Origin of the sequence: Selenomonas ruminantium AC2024 (genome assembly GCF_000687995.1) — a bacterium.
Classification (GTDB): Bacteria; Bacillota; Negativicutes; order Selenomonadales; family Selenomonadaceae; genus Selenomonas_A; species Selenomonas_A ruminantium_B.
On record NZ_JIAC01000001.1, the window covers coordinates 2608468 to 2626996 of the forward strand.

General features: G+C 51.9%; 10 protein-coding genes and 1 pseudogene. All 11 read right to left on the bottom strand.

Going from position 1 to position 18529, the window contains the following annotated elements:
- Window positions 1-15: 15 nt before the first annotated feature.
- The gene (locus P157_RS0112385; RefSeq protein WP_026761270.1) at window positions 16-7410 is read right to left on the bottom strand and encodes a non-ribosomal peptide synthetase; all 7395 of its coding nucleotides are present in this window, start codon (window positions 7408-7410) and stop codon (window positions 16-18) included.
- A 216-nt stretch (window positions 7411-7626) separates the two neighbouring features.
- The gene (locus tag P157_RS0112390; RefSeq protein ID WP_026761271.1) at window positions 7627-9015 is read right to left on the bottom strand and encodes an aminopeptidase; all 1389 of its coding nucleotides are present in this window, start codon (window positions 9013-9015) and stop codon (window positions 7627-7629) included.
- Window positions 9016-9033: 18 nt separating this feature from the next.
- On the bottom strand, window positions 9034-9999 hold the full coding sequence (gene dusB, locus P157_RS0112395) for a tRNA dihydrouridine synthase DusB (protein WP_026761272.1): 966 nt from the start codon (window positions 9997-9999) through the stop codon (window positions 9034-9036).
- Between the two features lie 3 nt (window positions 10000-10002).
- Entirely contained in the window at window positions 10003-10797 is a 795-nt protein-coding gene (locus tag P157_RS0112400; RefSeq protein ID WP_026761273.1) for a type III pantothenate kinase, read from the bottom strand.
- A 25-nt stretch (window positions 10798-10822) separates the two neighbouring features.
- Window positions 10823-11809: a biotin--[acetyl-CoA-carboxylase] ligase gene (locus P157_RS0112405; protein ID WP_026761274.1), complete on the bottom strand. Its 987-nt coding sequence runs from the start codon at window positions 11807-11809 to the stop codon at window positions 10823-10825.
- Between the two features lie 144 nt (window positions 11810-11953).
- Window positions 11954-12691 carry a putative quinol monooxygenase gene (locus P157_RS0112410; protein ID WP_026761275.1) on the bottom strand — a complete coding sequence of 246 codons (738 nt, stop codon included), beginning with the start codon at window positions 12689-12691 and terminating at the stop codon, window positions 11954-11956.
- 13 nt (window positions 12692-12704) lie between these two features.
- Window positions 12705-12914 (bottom strand): annotated as a pseudogene (locus P157_RS15180) (aldo/keto reductase); the annotation flags it as partial.
- Window positions 12915-12977: 63 nt separating this feature from the next.
- The gene (locus P157_RS0112420; protein ID WP_080695456.1) at window positions 12978-13400 is read right to left on the bottom strand and encodes a carboxymuconolactone decarboxylase family protein; all 423 of its coding nucleotides are present in this window, start codon (window positions 13398-13400) and stop codon (window positions 12978-12980) included.
- Complete coding sequence (locus tag P157_RS15010) at window positions 13345-13869, bottom strand: hypothetical protein (protein WP_051598628.1); 525 nt, start codon at window positions 13867-13869, stop codon at window positions 13345-13347. Before P157_RS15010 ends, P157_RS0112420 begins: the two co-directional genes overlap by 56 nt.
- Before the next feature lie 115 nt (window positions 13870-13984).
- Window positions 13985-17170 carry an efflux RND transporter permease subunit gene (locus P157_RS0112430; protein ID WP_026761277.1) on the bottom strand — a complete coding sequence of 1062 codons (3186 nt, stop codon included), beginning with the start codon at window positions 17168-17170 and terminating at the stop codon, window positions 13985-13987.
- A gap of 12 nt (window positions 17171-17182) precedes the next feature.
- A complete protein-coding gene (locus P157_RS0112435; RefSeq protein WP_230578511.1) occupies window positions 17183-18388 on the bottom strand; it encodes an efflux RND transporter periplasmic adaptor subunit in 1206 nt (401 codons plus the stop codon).
- Between the last annotated feature and the right edge of the window lie 141 nt (window positions 18389-18529).

The window sequence follows — 18529 nt, forward strand, 5'->3', positions numbered from 1 at the left end:
GCGGTCCCCCTCCCATCATCCATTTACCAACTGTTTGAAATGCTTGATGTAGATATCCAGGAATTTCCGGATACTGCCCTCAGCATAAGCATGGGCCAAATACTCGATATGGATATTGACCTTGCCGTTTTTCTCCTGCAGATAGAGATCGGCATGTCCCATCATGGATTCATCCACACCGGCCAAAGGAACTTCCGTCGGTTCAAAGCCTTCCATATTGGAGGCATCACCCAACTGGGCAACGTAATTGACCACGATGGCATCTTCCTCGGCGATGTTTTCCTTGGCGCTATAGTCGCAAATACTGTTGGCAAAACTCTCAATGACCTGACGGTTCACTTCCTGCAGCAACACTTCCAGGGAAGAATATTGCTGCAAATCCACAGCCAGAGGCAGCATCTTGAAGACCAGTCCTACCGTATTCTGCAGGTATTTTTCCGTACGGTTGCTGTTTAGATAATCGACATTGATTTCGTCCTTATGACAGTATTCCTGCAGGGCGAGCATGGCTGCCGTAATGGCCAAAACAGTACGGGAATAGCCCCGGCGTTTTTCTGCCGCGTCCACCTGCTGAACGGTCACGACGCCATCCTCTGCCTCTATAAGCGATTCCGTCTCCCATGTCTCGAAATCCGGGGTAGGAATCCTGCACCAGTCATGACCGGCCAGGAGATTCTGGAAATAGGCCTTGGCCTCATCAAATTCCTTGGTTCCCTGGGCTTCCCATTCCTGCCGCAGATAGCTGTAATAGTAATCGCGCGCCAGTGGTTTTCCCCAATAGGCCTTGGCAATATCTGCCAGCAATACGCCCTGCGAAGTGCCATCAGAAATCATGTGATGTACATCCATGAAGAGATACAACTTTTCACCGCAGCGGAAAATCTGTGAGCGGAAAAGCGGTGCATTGAAGATACGGAACGGCTGCACCAGCGTTTGGGTAAGCTGTTCCAGTTCCTCTTCTGTAACATCCTTAACAGTCGTTTTTGGCAGAATTCCCGGCTCTATATGCTGTCTGATTTCCCCTTCCCCATCCAAATCTATGGTAAACACGGAGTTGAGGGCGGGATGATGGCTTACCGCCTCATCCACCGCCTTGGCCAGCTTTTCTGCATCCAGTTTTGCATTCAGACGATAGAACACGGGAATATTGTACATAGGCGAACGTACGTCCATGAATTGGTCATCCACCATCAACATCTGCGCCAGTGTTGCCGGGATGGCCTTGCTCCGCGCCTCTTCATCGTATTCCTGCAGATTCCCGAGCATCTGTCCGGAAAGTTCTTCTGCAATACGCCGTGCTGTCTTACACTTGAAGATGGTCTTGGCACTCAATCCTTCAATATCCGCCGTTGCCATGACCCGCATGGATTTTATAGAGTCACCGCCCAAAAGATAGAAATCATCATTTCTACCCACACTGTTTTCTTCCAAGCCTAAGACTTTGGCAAAGACTTCACAGAGTTTTTTCTCTATTTCGTTGGTCGGTGCCTCATAGGCAACGTGCTGGCCCTGCAAGTCCGGCACAGGCAGGATTTTGCGGTTGATTTTGCCATTGGGCGTCAGGGGCATGACTTCAAGCGGTATATAGACGGTTGGCACCATATATTCCGTAAGTGTCCCAGACAGGAAGTGCTTAAACTGTTCTACATCTATCTTGGTACCCTCTGTCTGCGTGTAATAAAGGACAAGCTGCTCCTTTACCACAGCTGCCACGACCTGTTCAATGCCATCATACTGGCTGGCGCAGTTCTCAATCTCACCGAGTTCAATGCGGAAGCCGCGCAGTTTGACCTGATGGTCTATGCGGCCTAAATATTCCAGAACCCCGTCTTCATTGTAGCGAGCCAAATCGCCTGTGCGGTACATCTTCTCACCCTTCAGGAAAGGACAAGGCACAAAGCTTCTGGCCGTGATTTCCGGCTTGTTCCAGTAGCCATCCGCAATCTGGTTTCCGGCCAGACACAGTTCGCCTGCCATGCCCTGTGGCAGCAGATGGCCATAGGCGTCACAGATAAAGGAATAAGTGTTGGGCACGGGACGGCCGATGGGAATATCGATGTCTTTTTCCTGGTCTACCCAGTGGCAGGACGAACAAACGGTGAATTCCGTGGGGCCATAGCCATTGACAATCTGGATATCCGTCTTTCTGCAGGGCAGCATCTTTTCACCGCCCATCAACATATAACGCATGGGCAGTTCCGGATACTGATTAAGCATAGCCATGCCCATCTGCGTGGAAAACGAGGCATGGACGATGCCATGCTCGATGATGTAGTCCTTCATCTCCTCCATATTGCGGCGCAATTCCTCCGACAGGATATGAATTTCAGCCCCAGCGGCGATTGGACAGAGCAAATCCTCCAAAGATGCATCAAAGGAAAAACTCGGATGCACAGCATGAACGCTCTTTTCGGTGATAGCAAAATCAATCAACCGCCATTCCACATAGGCACGCAGGGAACGGTGACTCTGCACGACTCCCTTGGGACGTCCCGTGGAGCCGGAAGTATAAATCATATAGGCGCGCCCCTGCGGCACTGCGCGGTTAACCGACTCTGCCTTTGGATATTTTGCTATGGCCTCCGCCACCGCTTCTTCGGTCAAAACAGCCCGCGCAGCCGAGTCCTCGAGCATGTAAGCAATACGGTCCTCCGGATATGTCGGGTCGATGGGCACATAAGCTGCCCCGAGTTTTTCCACAGCAATCACGCCGGCCAGGAATTCCTTCACACGGTCCATGCGCAGAGCTACAAAGTCGCCCGCTTTTGTCCCCTTTTCACTCAGCCAGGCTGCTATGCTGTTGGACACCTGCTCCAATTCCCCGTAGGTATACTTTCCTGTGCTGTCCACAACGGCCGTATGTTCCGGTCTTTCTTTCACCTGCTTGAGGAACATATCCACCCATGTTTCGGACATATCATACACATAGGTCGGCCCTTTGGACAGAGCTATAAGCTCCGCTTCCTGTTCCTTGTCTAAAAGCGGCATGGAATGAAGTGAACGTTGAGGCTGCTCCACCATGCAGGCAATGTAATGTTCCATAAGGGCAAAGATGCGTTCCATCTCAATCTTGCGGTAACGCTGCGGGTCGAAGGACAGAATCACCTCGATGCTACCATCGGCCAACGCCGTTGCATCAATGCCGACATAACTGCCCACATGCTCTTCCTTGACGAGCATGGGCTTCAGCATGGACAAACCATCCTCATCATCCCCGTAGTTTTCAAAAGAGAGAATGGAATAGACCAAGCCCTCGGACATGCCAATCGCTTTTTGTACATCAGCCAGCGGACAGAAATCAAACGGATTGCCCTCCAGAGACTGTTCATGAAGATTCTGCAGAAGTTCTGCCGCGGTAGAATCCTTGCCCGCCTTGAGCCGTACGGGAACCGTATTGATGAACAGGCCGACCAGGTCGGACACATCGGCGGAGGTATTATCCCTGCCGGAAACCACCTTGCCAAACACCACATCATCCAGACGGCAGACGGTCTGCAGCACCATCCCCCAGGCCAGTTCCATACCACTGGAAAGTGTTGCGCCCGCATTGCGGCACATCTGCTCAAACTGCCCAATCAGCCCGGCATCCAGATGCCTGATAATCCGATTGTCCTTATACCGCTCATGTTCGGCAATCTTGCCATAAGCAGGAATCTCCGCCTGATTCTCATACCCCTCCAAGAGATTGGCAAAGTACTTTGTAGCTGCTTTCCTATCCTTGGCGATGAGTTCCCTGACCATGGTCTCATAAAGCCCAGTCTTGTCGGATAGAATCTCCGGCTGCGCTATACCTTCTCTTGCCATCTGCAGGAAATGCTCGAAGTCTTTCAGATACGTGCCTACACACCAGCCATCGACGATAATATGATGAACTGCCGTAATCAGGCAGGCAGTATTCTCCGAAGTTTTGGCACAGATAATCTGGAACAAAGGTTTTCTCTGCAGGTCAAAGCCCTCATGAAGCATTTTCTCCCGCAGCTTGTTTGCGGCGGCAAAGTTGTCCTGCTCTTTGCTGATATCCACCAGCGAAAGGCCAAGTTTCCTGTCTGTGATGGCCTGGCGATGCACCGCTACCCCCTCATGGATGATGGCCGTACGCAGGACTTCATGCCTCTCAGCCAGTGCATCCAGAGCCAGACGCAGTTCTTTTTCCGTGGGCAGGAAGTTCAGGGCATAGATATCCACCAGACGATAGGCGGAATCATGGGGGTCCATCACATGGGACAGCAGCATCCCTTCCTGCAGCGGCGTCAACGGATAAATCCGCTCGATATGCTCACCTCGTGCGGCGAATTCCTCCACAACAGCGTTGAATTCTTCCTCGCTCCAGGAAGTTTCCCCTAAATCCGAGGCCGTGACCACAGGTTCACGGACACTGTCCAGATGAGCTGTCAGTTCCCCAATCTCCTTCAGAATTCCCTGTGCAAAGGCCTGTGCTGTTTTTTCATCATACAGCCCCGTATTATAATCCAAATAAAGGTTGAAACACCCTCCGTCAATCAGACAGTTAACCGCCAAATCCGGGCCGTCACAATTCTTCACCGCTTGATAGTCCAAGCCCGTGGAAAAACCATCCTTGCTGTCCGGGGCAAAATACGTTCTGTTTTCCTCAGCACCTGCCACATCACCGAGATAGTTGAACACCATTTTCGGGATGAGATTCTTTTCCCAAGCGAGCTTATGCTGCCCCTCCACAAACGCGAGGACATTATAGCCGACACCTTTGTTGGGAATGCGATGCAGAGTCTCCTTCACCCGAATGAGGTCATGCTGCGCTTCCCCATTCAGCTTTTCCAACACGACAGGAAAGATGGAGGTAAACCAACCAATGGTGCGGTCGGTCAAAAGTTCCTTGCCGATGTATTCACGGCCATGACCTTCGAGCTGCAAAGACAGGGAGTCCTTGCCAAAAGTCTGCCGATAGCTTCTGCCGACAGCCGTCAGCAAAAGGTCATTAATTTCCAGCTGATAGGCGGAAAGTTTTGCCGCGAGCATTTTGTCTGTCCCGGGCTTGTCCATAGAGACGGTAAGGTGCGCAAAATGACGGCTGTAGTCTTTCCCCTTGGAGGTCTCCATCGCCAGAACCTTGCGAACCGTTTCCTGCCAATAGGGAATCTCCAGCGACAGGGCATAGCTGTCCCGATACTCCTTCATAGCCTGGGCATAATCCTGATAAGTATGCGTCTTTTCCGGCAGCTTCACGCTTTCTTTTGCCAAAGCCTGCCCATAAGCCGTCTCCAAATCCTCCAGCAGGATACGCCAGGAAATGCCGTCCACAATCGTATGATGCGCCGTAATGAAGAAGAGGTCCCTTGCGCCTGCATGCAGGAGAGCCGCCCGCACTAACGCTTTGTCCACCACCAGATGAGACTGGATATCCTCGCAGAGTTCCTTTATCTTGTCGGTATCATCAGTTAGTGTATACTCTTCCAGCGTCACGCCATGTTCGCCGGCCACTGCAGGCTTTACAAAGAGATGGCCCTGCTCAAACCTAGTGCGGAGCATATCATGCTGGAAGGTGATGCCATCAAAGGCCGCCTGCAAGACTGCCAAATCGGCCTTGCCCTTCCACTCCAACAGGGTGGACTGATTGAAATAGGCACTTTCCGGATAATCAAGGTCCTTGTAGAAGAGGAAGATGCCGCTATCCTCAACCAAGCCTTCTATCGGCTCCTGACTTACCTGCATTTCTTCAGCGCCATATTTGGCAAACTGGGCAATCTTTTCCACCACACGGTGTTTTAATACATCATTAGCCTTCAGCAAAATTCCCTGTGCCCGCAGGAAGCTGACCATACGGATAGCCTTGATGGAGTCGCCGCCAATCTCGAAGAAATTATCGAGCGCGCCAATCTTCACATCTCTTTCCAAAGCCTTCTTCATGCAATCGGCTATCGCCTGCTCCAGTTCATTACGCGGTGCGATGTACTCTACAGAACGCTCCATCACAGGCTCCGGCAGGGCTTTGCGGTCCAATTTACCATTAGGCGTTTCCGGCATCTTATCGAGACGGATGAAGCAGCCGGGAATCATATAATCCGTCAGGCTTTCTTCCATGGCAGACTTCCAGGCCTGTTCGTCGATATCCGTTTCCGCCGTGTAGTAAAGGCAAAGGGTATCGTGCTTCACTTCCGCTGCCACCTGAATGATGCCTGGATATTTCAGCGCCGCACTCTCCACTTCCCCAAGTTCGATGCGGAACCCCCGCAGCTTCACCTGAAAGTCGATGCGTCCGAAGAATTCCAGCTGGCCCTCCTCATTGTAACGGGCCAAATCCCCCGTGCGATAGACGCGCCGCACATCATCATCCGCAATCTTGATGTCAATGAATTTTTCCGCCGTAAGTTCCGGCCGCTTCCAATAGCCCTTGGCCAGCTGCGGGCCGGACAGGCAGAGTTCACCCACTTCCCCTAGCGGCAGCAGTTCCTGTTTTTCGCCTAAGATAAATGCCGCGCAATTGAAAAGCGGACGGCCAATGGGGATGGGATTATATTCTTTCCCCTTCTCCAATTCAAAATACGTAGCATCCACCGTAAATTCCGTGGGGCCATAGGTGTTGTAAACTGCACCGCGCGCTTTGACAGTGCTCGTCATGGCCTCGCCGCCCAGCACAATGTAGTCCACATTCAGCGGCTCATCTCCTGCCAGCATCTGGCCAAAACGGGTCGTATAACAGCCGCCGGTGATACCGTGCTTTTCGATGAACTTTTTCATTTCAAAGATGTCCCGCCGTGCTTCCTCGGGAACAATATAGACACAGCCGCCAGCCGTAAGGGCAGGATACAAATCCTCCACCGAAGCATCAAAAGCAAAATTCGAGTGGCAGGCAATCCGGCTCTTTTCCGTCAAATGCCAGCGTTCCCGAATGAAGTGGACAAAGTTTACGAGCGCCTTGTGCTGTATCATGACTCCTTTGGGCTTTCCCGTGGAGCCGGAGGTATAAATCATATAAGCAAGGCCCTCAGGGGATTGCTTATAATCCTGTGGGGCAAGGGGCGGACACGTTTCTACGGCCTGTTTTACCGTTTTTTCCGTGATGACCATCTTGGCCTCGGAATCTTCCAGCATATAGGTCACACGGCCGGCCGGATAATCCAGGTCAAGAGGAACATAAGCCCCGCCTGCCTTATGCACGCCCAGAGCAGCCGCGATGAATTCCTTGGAGCGTCCCATGCGGATGGCCACAAAGGTATTTTCCTTAAGGCCCTCATCCATGAGATACTTGGCCACCCGGTCAGATGCTTCATCCAGTTCCTTATATGTCATGCCGCCGTTTTCATCAGCCACGGCCATTCCGTCAGGATATTTCTCTGCTTGTTTGCGAAATAAATCCACCCAAGTCTCAGAAGTATCATAAACATACTGCTCCCCTTCTGACACTGCCAAAATTTTTTCCACTTGTATATCCATCTTCATTCCTCCGTTAATCATCCTTCAGAAATCAACGGCCTTACAGTTACTGCTGCAAGTTATTCCTTATTTCTTCTTTTTTCGACATTCCCCGTCTTTCTCCTCTAAATTATCGCCTCACTGCTTCTTTCCTATTTCCGATTAGCAAAAAAGCGGGCGAATTGACATGTCAAATTTGACAGGTCAAACCACCCGCTTTGCGTTTTGCGTATTTAATTATGCTTCCTGCAGGAAGGCCATATAGCCTTTCTTCACTTCGTATACGTCAATCTTGCTGGTCACTTCCCAAGGTGCATGCATACTCATTACACCCACGCCACTGTCAATAACCTGCATGCCATAGAGGCTCATGATGTAGGCGATAGTGCCGCCGCCGCCCAGGTCAACCTTGCCGAGTTCTGCCAGCTGGTAATGGACATTGTGCTTGTCCATCATGGCGCGCAGTTCACCGAGGTATTCCGCATTGGCATCGTTGGAGCCGGATTTGCCACGGGCACCGGTGAACTTGTTGAACACCATGCCCTTGCCCAAGTAGGCCACGTTCTTCTTGTCGTAAGAGCCGACATAGAGCGCATCATAAGCACTGGATACATCCGAGGAGAGCATCTTGCAGTTGGCAAGCAGACGGCGCAGGCCCAATTCGCTGTATGCACCGCAGGCATTCATAACCTCTGCTACCGTGTTCTCAAAGAAGCGGGACTGCATGCCCGTAGCACCGACGCTGCCGATTTCTTCCTTGTCTACAAGTAAGCAGCAAGCCGTGCGCTTAACATCTTTCATATCGAGCATTGCCCGCAGGGAAGTATAAGAGCATACACGGTCATCCTGTCCATAAGCCAAAGTCATGCTGCGGTCAAAGCCGAGTTCTCTGGCTTTGCCTGCCGGCACTAGGCAGAGTTCTGCGGACTGGAAGTCGGCTTCTTCCAAACCGTATTTATCCTTAATCAACTGCAGGACGCCGTCTTTGACACTTTCCTTATCGTCCTTTTTCAGCGGGTAATTGCCCACGAGAATATCGAGGCTTTCCCCTTCAATAACCTTAGCGGCATTTTTCTTCATCTGTTCCTGCGAAAGATGGATGAGCAAATCCGTGACGCAGAATACCGGGTCGTTTTCGTCTTCACCAATGCAGATTTCCACCACAGAGCCGTCTTTTTTCGCTACGACACCATGCATAGCGAGCGGAATCGTCACCCACTGATACTTTTTGATGCCACCGTAATAATGCGTATCCAGGTAAGCCAGGCCGCCATCTTCATAGAGCGGATTCTGCTTGACATCCAGACGGCAGGTGTCGATATGGGCACCTAAGATATTCATGCCCTGTTCCAGCGGTTCCGTACCGATATTGAAGAGGACCAGTGCCTTTTCCATATTGACGGCATAGACCTTGGCGCCTGCCGTGAGTTTTTCGCCGCTTTTGATGATGTCCGTCAGATTGCGGTAGCCAGCAGCTTCCGCCTGCTTTACCGCCTCTTTGACACTTTCCCGCTCGGTCTTGCAGGTGGTCAAAAATTCCCGATAGCCTTTATTCAGGGCTTCTAATTCCTGTTTTTCTGCATCGCTGTACTGGCTCCAGAGGGAGTCTTTTTTTTCGTCGCTCATTTCGATTTCTCCTTATCTTTATGCTTTCAGCAGATATTCGTTGATGATATGGATAAAGTCTTCGCGTTTTTCAGCCTTGTTGAATTTATCGCGGAGAATGGCGCCGTGAGTTATGCCGCGCGTATACCAGGTGGCATGCTTGCGCATTTCCCGCGGGCCGATATAATCGCCCTTGTATTTTAGGAGCAGGTCCAGATGGCGGATAATGACCTCCGCCCGCTCCTGCATGGTCGGTTTGGGCAGAATTTCGCCCGTGCGCAGGAAATGGGTGAGCTGTTTGAAAATCCAGGGATTGCCCTGCGCGCCGCGGCCAATCATCACACCGTCTGCGGAGGTTTCGTCAAGAATCTTTTGCAAATCCTGACAGGTGCGCACATCGCCATTGGCAATGACCGGCACCTTGACCGTCTTTTTGACCTCAGCGATGATATCCCAGTCCGCCTTGCCGCTATAAAACTGTTCACGGGTACGGCCATGAACGGCGATGGCATCAACGCCTGCCGCTTCAGCGATTTTGGCAATTTCCAGCACATTGACGTGTTCATCATCCCAACCCTTGCGCATCTTCACCGTAAAGGGCATTTTCACCGCCTTGCGGATGGCCGAGAGAATAGCATAGGCCTTATCCGGGTCACGCATCAGCGCCGAGCCTTCGCCATTCTTGACGATTTTCGGTGCAGGACAGCCCATATTGAAGTCCAGAATATCCGCCGTGCCCAAATCTTCCACGTATTTTGCCGCTTCCGCCGCCATTTCCGGCGTGTTGGCAAAAATCTGCATGGCCAAGGGGCGTTCACCCGGCTCCGACTCCAACATAGTCAGCGTGCGCTCATTGCGGAAGTGAATGCCCTGCGAGCTAACCATTTCCGCATAGCAGAGCGGACAGCCCATATCGTGGGCGATAATGCGGTAAGCCGTGTCCGTAACGCCCGCCATGGGCGCCAAAAATACCGGCTCGTTGAATGTAAACTTTCCTATCTGCATGTTTTAAGCGTTCCTCTCAGCCGGTTCGCGCTTGTCGGCATTGCGCTCGTAGAGTGCCTGCAGGCCCGTCAGCGTCAGGAAGTGGTCAACCTTGTCAATGGTCGAGGATTCCTTGGCAATCATGCGGGCAAGGCCGCCTGTGGCGATGACCTTCATATCCTTGCCGAACTCGGCCTTGATGCGGCGCACGATTTCATCAATCTGGCCCACATAGCCGAAGATAATCCCGGCCTGCATGCCCTGAATGGTGTTGCGGCAGATAATCTGTCGGGGCGGAACCAGCTCGATACGCGGCAGCTGCGCCGCCGTCTGGAACAGGGCATCGGCGCTCGTGCCGATACCGGGCGCAATCACGCCGCCCATAAAGTCGCCATCATCCCCCACCACATCATAGGTGGTCGCCGTACCGATATCAATGACAATCAACGGGCCACCGTACTGCTCATAAGCACCGACCACGTTCACGATACGGTCAGCACCAATGGAACGGGGATTTTCGTAGTGCAGCTTAATACCCGTCTTAATGCCGGGGCCTACGACCAGCGGCTTTAAGTGGAAGTAACGCTCGCACATCTTGACCATCGGCACCACGAGCGGCGGCACAACCGAGGAAATGATAATCGCATGAATATCGCTCATGCTGATGCCTTGATAGCGGAACAAATCATTCATCAACATGCCGTATTCATCCCCGGTCTTTTGCCTGTCCGTGGAAATACGCCAGTGCTTCATCAACTTCTTGCCTTCATAGGTGCCCATGACAATATTGCTATTGCCGATATCCAAAACTAATAACAAAGGATTTCCTCCTAATAAAATTCACTTACCACTTGCCACTGCGGGGACGAATGGATACATCACCGGCCAACACTTTTTTCCGGCCGTCTTCCGTATCCACGAGCAAAGCGCCATCTTCATCAATATCGACCGCCTTGCCAAAATAAACCTCGCCGTCCCGCACGCCGATAACCTTGACTTCCTGCCCGAGCGTGATGCTGTACTTGCGCCATTCCTGCAGCACCGGTGCAAAGCCTTGTGCCTGCACCTGCGCATATAAATCATCCATAGCCCTGAGCACCGCCTGAAAGAACTTCACGCGCGGCAAAGGTTCGCCCTTCATCATGCACAGCGATGTTGCCACGTCGCGAATATCCTCGGGAAAATCCAACTGGTCAATATTGACGTTAATACCCGTACCGATGACGATGTAATTGATGCCGTCCATCTCAGCACTCATTTCCGTCAAAATGCCCACAAGCTTTTTATTCTCATAAAGCAGGTCATTGGGCCATTTGATGCCCGGTTCAAGGCCAAACTCCTCCATGGCTCTGGCCACGGCTACCGCTGCCATCAACGTGCATTTCGGCGCTTCCTGCGGCAGGAACTTAGGCCGCAGGATGACGGAAAACCAAATGCCCTTGCCCTTGGGCGAAAAGAACTGACGTTCGAGCCGGCCCTTTCCCCCGGTCTGACATTCGGCCACCACCACTGTTCCTTCTGCTGCGCCCTCACGCGCCAGCCGTTTGGCTTCGTTGTTGGTGGAGTCAATTTCCTCATGGCAGATGATGTTCTGCCCGATAACATTTGTCTGCAAATCGTGAGCGATTTCCCCAGTAAGCAGCGCATCCGGCGCTTCTTTCAGCACATAGCCTTTACGGGCATGACTTTCGATATCGTAGCCCTGCGCCCGCATTTCCTTGATGTGCTTCCAGACCGCCGTCCGGGAAACACCCAACTTATCAGCCATTTCCTCGCCGGATATATAATTATCCCTGCTTTCCCGCAGGATTTGCAAAATCTTATTTCGCACAGCAATCCCCCTCGGATTGGTCAATTTTTCACACTATACGATTATACCGCCAATAGGCAAATTTTGCCATAGGCAAAAAAAGAGGAATGTAGAGAATCTCATGGCCGCACGAGCTTCTCTACATTCCCTATAAAATATTTATGGTCAGGATTTCTTCAATCCTTTTTGACTAAGCGTGATATTGGCGGGCAGATTTTCCACCGTATGTGCCTTGATTAACATCGCGCCAATTTTACTCTGAAATTTCTTGGCCTTTGCCGATTGCTGATACTGTTCATAGGCTGCCTTGTCCCGATAGAGCTCCATCGTATGGATGATGTTCGGATTATCGTGCTCAGCCGTCACAAACATGCCCATGACACCGGCATCTTCCCTTACGGCGCGAACCGCCTCTGCCGTTGCCAAATGCTGATATTCCGCCAGCTTTTCCGGTGCCACTTCATAACGGTGCATATAGGCGACAGTCGCTATACCGCTGTCTTTCTGTTCCAAGGCAATGCCGTTAGCTTCCATAATCCGCAAACTCTTTAACATCGGCAACCTTGCCGCCCGGTATTCCTGAAAAGCCTCACTGGTGCTGTGAATACGATAGGCTTCATAGCTTTCGTAAATTTCCAGCAGACGCATTAAGTCATGGTTCTTCACATCAATAGCGCCATAAAGCGCATAAGTACCCGCCTCCTTGGCTGTCTGCGGGCCAACGGTCTTGGCGCCGATTGCGCCCATGGCCTGCATAGTGCCCGGCGTGGATTCCAGTACAGCCCAATGTACCATTGGCATATTGCCTTCCGGCGTGCGGATGGGATGTGCACCAACAACTGAACTAGCCATTAACATTCCTCCCAGACAGAACAGTAAACCTTTTTCCCATACATTCTTCATTTTCCCGTCCTCCTTACTCCATCTTCTTTTCCCATTCGCGAATGGTCGAAACCTCTGCCTTGTCAGCCAGTGTTTCCAACCGCTCGATTTCTTCTGCCGTGAGCACAGCACTTGCTGCTTGTGCCGCATCTTCAACATACTGCACCTTGGTCACGCCAATGATGGGCAGCGTTCCTTTGGCAATGGCCCATGCCGTTCCTACCTGCGCGACCGAAAGCCCATGTTCAGCACAAGCCCCAGCACATACGAAAGCAGCCGCCTGCGTCCGGAAAAATGTTCCATGCGCTTACTTGGCCTCGTAAACTTCCTTTGCCATGCGGAAAGCTCCCCAAGCCTTCGGCCAGCCCGCATAGAAGCCCAACTGGGTGATAGCTTCCACCATCTCGGCCTTGGTCACGCCGTTCGCTTTAGCGGTCTGAATATGGTACTTCAAAGAACTGTCAATGATACCACTGGCTACTAATGCCGAAATCGTAATCAGGCTGCGGTCATGCAGGGAAAGAACATCATTCCGCGACCATACCTCACCAAATAAAATATCATCATTGTAACGGGCAAAATCCGGTGCAAAATCCCCCAACGCATCACGTCCTGCTGTCTGTACGATTTTCTTTGCCATATTTTTTTCTCCTTCCTGATTTGCTGCCATATGCTTACCAGTCACCGCCATCATCATAGGAATCACTGCCCCAGTCGGAGCTGCTGTCATAGCTGTCATCCTCATAGCCTGTGTAATCGTCATCATCATAACTATTGTAGCTGTCATCATCATCCTCGTCGTAAGCCAGCATATCATAGTCATCATCCCAATCCACATCCTCATCCTGTGCCAGATGCTCATGGTCATAGTAGTCATTGTAGACATTGTAATTGTTAACCGTCTCATGAGCCTCCGTCTTGTGGTCACCGCTAAGCATATGCCCCAGGACAGCTCCCGCCACCATTCCGCCTGCTACGTTGCGCAAGGTGTGGTTGCCGCTATTGTTCTCTCTGTGCTGCAGAACAGATGCCACCTGTGGTCTTTGACCAGTCGCCATCTGCTGTTTCGTCTGTTGTTGTTTTGTCAGTTGTTGTTTCTGCGGTAAATCAGCCGAACTCATACGCCTGTTATCATTTTTCGGCCGAAACATCAACCAGCCCAAAAACACACCAATGCCAATCAGCGCTATCGTTCCCATAGAAAGTCCCCCCAAAAACACCATGCTGTAACGTTTATTATTTCGACCTTTCTATCTCATTTCCCTGCAAAAAAATAACCGCGCACCATACTGTACGCGGTTAGAAAAATCATATTTACATGTAATCGGCGGAAGTTTTCTTCTTCTGCTGCTTAAACATACCGAGCTTCGCGGCAATCCATTCCATGGCTACGAAGAACACCGGAATCAGGAAGATACCGAGAGCGGTTGCAAAGAGCATACCACCGACAACGGCCACGCCCATACCATTACGGGCAGCCGCACCGGCACCACTGGCCACAGCCAGCGGCAGGCAGCCGATGATGAACGCAAAGGATGTCATGAGGATAGGACGCAGACGCAGGCCGGCTGCTTCAATAGCGGCCTTGACCGGCTCCATGCCTCTGTCCACACGAACCTTGGCGAACTCTACAATCAGAATAGCGTTCTTGGCTGCCAGACCGATAATCATGATGATACCAATCTGCATGTAAACGCTGTTCTGCAGGCCAGCATTCTGAATGCCGAACATCCCTTCCAGCATGGACAGGCCATACTCGGAGATAAGAGCACCCATAATACCAGTCGGCACCGTCAGTAGGACGGCGAACGGAACACTCCAGCTTTCATAAAGTGCTGCCAGGCACAGGAATACGAATACCAGTGCAAGTGCCAGCACCTGGAAGGTGGAGCTGGTTGCCTTAGCTTCCTCACGGCTCTGGCCGGACCATTCGATGTTGAAGCCGTTGGGCGCATTCTGCTCAACCACTTCTTTGATGGCTGCCATGGCCTGACCGGAGGAATAACCTTCACCGGCATTACCCTGAATGTTGATGGCGCGTGCACCGTTGAAACGGGAAATCGACGTCGGGCCGGAACTTACACGCGGTTTTAAGAGCGTATCGAGCGGCACCATCGTGTTATTGGAGGATTCCACATACACAAACTTCATGCCTTCGGCTTCACTGCGGTAGCTTACATCCGACTGCAGCATAACCTTGTAGGTACGGCCGAACTGGTTGAAGTCGTTGACCTGGGCACCACCGAAGTTCACCTGCATAGCCGTGAACACATCAGACATCTTGACGCCCAACTGCTTGACCTTTTCACGGTCAATATCGTATTCATAGGTCGGTGCCGTCATCTTAAAGGTCGTACGCACGCCCTTAAGTTCCGGACGCTGGTTGGCTGCGGCCACGATTTTGCCCGTGATATCAGCCAATTCTTCATCGGTATGACCGGACATATCCTGCAGCTGCAGGCTCCAGCCGCCTACTGCACCCAAACCAGGCAGAGCCGGCGGGTTCATGGCGATAACCGTAGCTTCCGGTGCCAGTTTTGCCCCGATGCCGAACATAGCACCAACCGCTGCCCCAACGGATTCATCACCGCCGGGACGCTGTGACCAGTCCTTCATGCCCAAAACCACAAGGCCGGCACTCGGCTTAGCGCCGCCGCCCAAGATATCAAAGCCCGTGATGGCCATGACATTTTCTACACCCTTGACGTCTTTAGCTGCCGCAGCCACCTTGTCGATGGACTGCTGGGTGACATTCATGGATGTACCTTCCGGCAGCTGTACTACCGCAAAGAGATAGCCCTGGTCTTCGTCCGGAACGAAGGTGGACGGAAGGACCTTGTAAAGTGCACCGGAAATGATGCACACAATGACCATAAAGAGTATAGCCAGGCGGGTGCGGCGGATAAACTTAGCCACAATGCCCATATAACCACGCTTCGTGCGTTCAAACCAGTTGTTGAACTTCACGAAGAACTGACCGAGAACACCTTCATCATCCTTGGCTTCATGACGCTTCAGAATCATAGCACAGAGCGCCGGTGTCAGCGTCAGAGCCACAAAGGCGGAAAGCGCCATGGACACCGCAATGGTCAAAGCGAACTGACGGTAAAGGATACCCGTCATGCCGCCTAAGAAAGCAACCGGGACGAACACGGCGGCTAGAACGAAGGCGATAGCCACAACCGGGCCCTGCACTTCGGCCATGGCACGCTCGGTGGCATCAATCGGCGTCAAGCCTTCTTCCATGTGCTTTTCGACGTTTTCGATTACGACGATAGCATCATCGACGACAAGGCCGATAGCCAATACCATGGCGAAAAGGGTCAGTGTGTTAATGGAGAACCCTAGCACCACAAACGCCGCTAGAGTACCGATAAGGGATACCGGCACAGCCAACAGCGGAATCAGCGTTGCACGCCAGCTCTGGAGGAACAGGAAGATAACCAGCACCACCAGCAGCAGGGCTTCGACGAAGGTTTCCACTACTTCCTTGATGGAAGCGTTGATATAGTTCGTGGAGTCGAAAATCTGCGCCATTTCAAGTTTCGGCGGCAGGGTCGGCTTAGCTTTTTCAAGCACTTCACGCACACCGGCTACCGTCTGCATGGCGTTGGCATCACTGGTCAGGTTGATACCGAAACCAACGGAAGGATAGCCGTTGAACTTGGAGATAATCGCACTGGATTTTTCCCCGGTTTCCACACGGGCTACGTCCTTCAGGCGGACAAATTTACCTTTATCGGAACGCAGCACAATATTACCGAATTCCTCAGCCGTTACCAGGCGGCCGGAAATCTTACCCGTGTACTGCTTTTCCTGACCATTGTTTACCGGCATAGCGCCGACCGTACCGGCCGGAGCCTGCACGTTCTGTTCCTTAATGGACGAGGTTACATCGGCAACGGTCAGCTTGAGCTCGGCCAGCTTGTCCGGATTGAGCCAGACGCGCATGGCGTAGTCAGAACCGAAAATCTGCACATCACCGACGCCGGATACACGCTTGAGTTCATCGAGCAGATAAATATCGGCGTAGTTTTTCATGTAGGCACGGTCATAAGTGCCGTCCGGAGAATAAAGGGACAGCATGTAGGCCATGTCGTTAGACGATTTTTTGGTCGTAACACCGACCTGCTGTACATCGGAAGGCAGGCTGGCGTTGGCAATGGCGACATTGTTCTGCACCTTTACGGAGTCCATATCGCCATCCGTTCCCGTCTCAAAGACTACAGACAGGCTGTAACGGCCGCTGTCGTCCGAGTTGGAACTCATATAATCCATACCCTGAGTACCATTGACCTGCTGCTCGATTATCTGAGCCACCGTATCGTTGATAACGGAGGCGCTGGCACCGGTATAGCTGGTACCAACGGAAACCGTCGGTGGCGAAATCTGCGGATACTGGGCAATTGGCAGCTGGAAGGCGGCCAAAATACCGACAATCACGATGATAATCGAGATAACAATGGCAAATATCGGGCGGTGAATAAAAAACTTAGACAAATCGCCGCCTCCTTATTTCGTTGAAGAACCTGCTACTTTATTGGAGTCGAACTTGCTCGTATCCGTAATCAGCGAGAAGCCCATATCATCAGCCGTTACCATCGTAACGTTAAGAGGCACTCCTTCCTGCAGGTTGGACAGACCTTCTACCACGACTACATCAGCAGTAGTCAGACCATCCTTAATAATATAGTAGCTGCCTACCTTGTTGCCCAAGGTCACCGGGCGTGCTTCCGACTTGCCATCGCCATTTACAACCATGACAAAGGATTTGCCCAGAAGCTGCTGAACCGCACGCTGCGGTACGAGGATGGCATTTGGAATCGTCTGGCCGGACAGGCGCACGCGGGCGAACATGCCCGGCATCAGCATGCCGTTCGGATTGTCAAAGAGTGCCTTAAATGTCAGCGTACCCGTGCTGTCGGAAAGGGCTCTGTCCTGTTCGACAATTTCGCCTTCCAGCGGATATTCCGTGCCATCCGTCAGGGTGATGTTCACAATCGGTTTAACCTGATTGCCACCCTGCATGATGGCATTCATATAGGTAATGTAATCCGTTTCGGACACGTTGAACTTCGCATACACCGGATTAGAGGAACCAATCGTTACCAGCGCAGTCGTACCCGCCGTAGCAAAAGTTCCCACAGCCACATCATCGACGGCCAGCTGACCGCTCATCGGAGCATAAATCGTGGTATCGGCCAAATCCTGCTGTGCCTTTATGAGCTGCGCATGAGCCGCATCTGCTGCTGCCTGATAAGCGTTCACCGTGGAGAGCTGATTGTCGTAAGTCTGACGGGAAATGGCATTGGAAGCGACCAGCTGTTCATAACGGCCCAAATCATTCTGGGCATTGCTCAGCGTGGCCTGCGACTGGGCAAAGTTAGCCTGTGCCTGCCATACAGCGGACTTATACTGACGGTCATCGATGCGGTAAAGCGGCTGGCCTGCTTCCACCCACTGACCGCCTTTTACATATTTTTCTACCACATTGCCGGAGACCTTGGACTGAACCTTTACTTCGTCCTTGCCAATAATCTGGCCGGCAAACTCACTGGTCAGCGGCGTGTCCTGCTGGATAACCTGCATGGCCTTGACCTGTGCGCCCTGCGTCTGAGCCTGCTGCTGTTTATTGCCACAGCCTGCCACCACAAAGCTTGCAGAAACAGCCAAGGACAGGCCAATCAGCAATGCTTTAGTCTTCTTGTTTTTGGACAAAAACAATTTATGAACCTCCTTTTTTAGCCTAAACACAAAGAAAAGAGCGCACTGCTCCCCTCCCATGTTTATGACAACAATTCATTTCTTATTCCCAAAGGAATAGTAAATAAATGTTTACTATTTGTGTTATCTATAGTA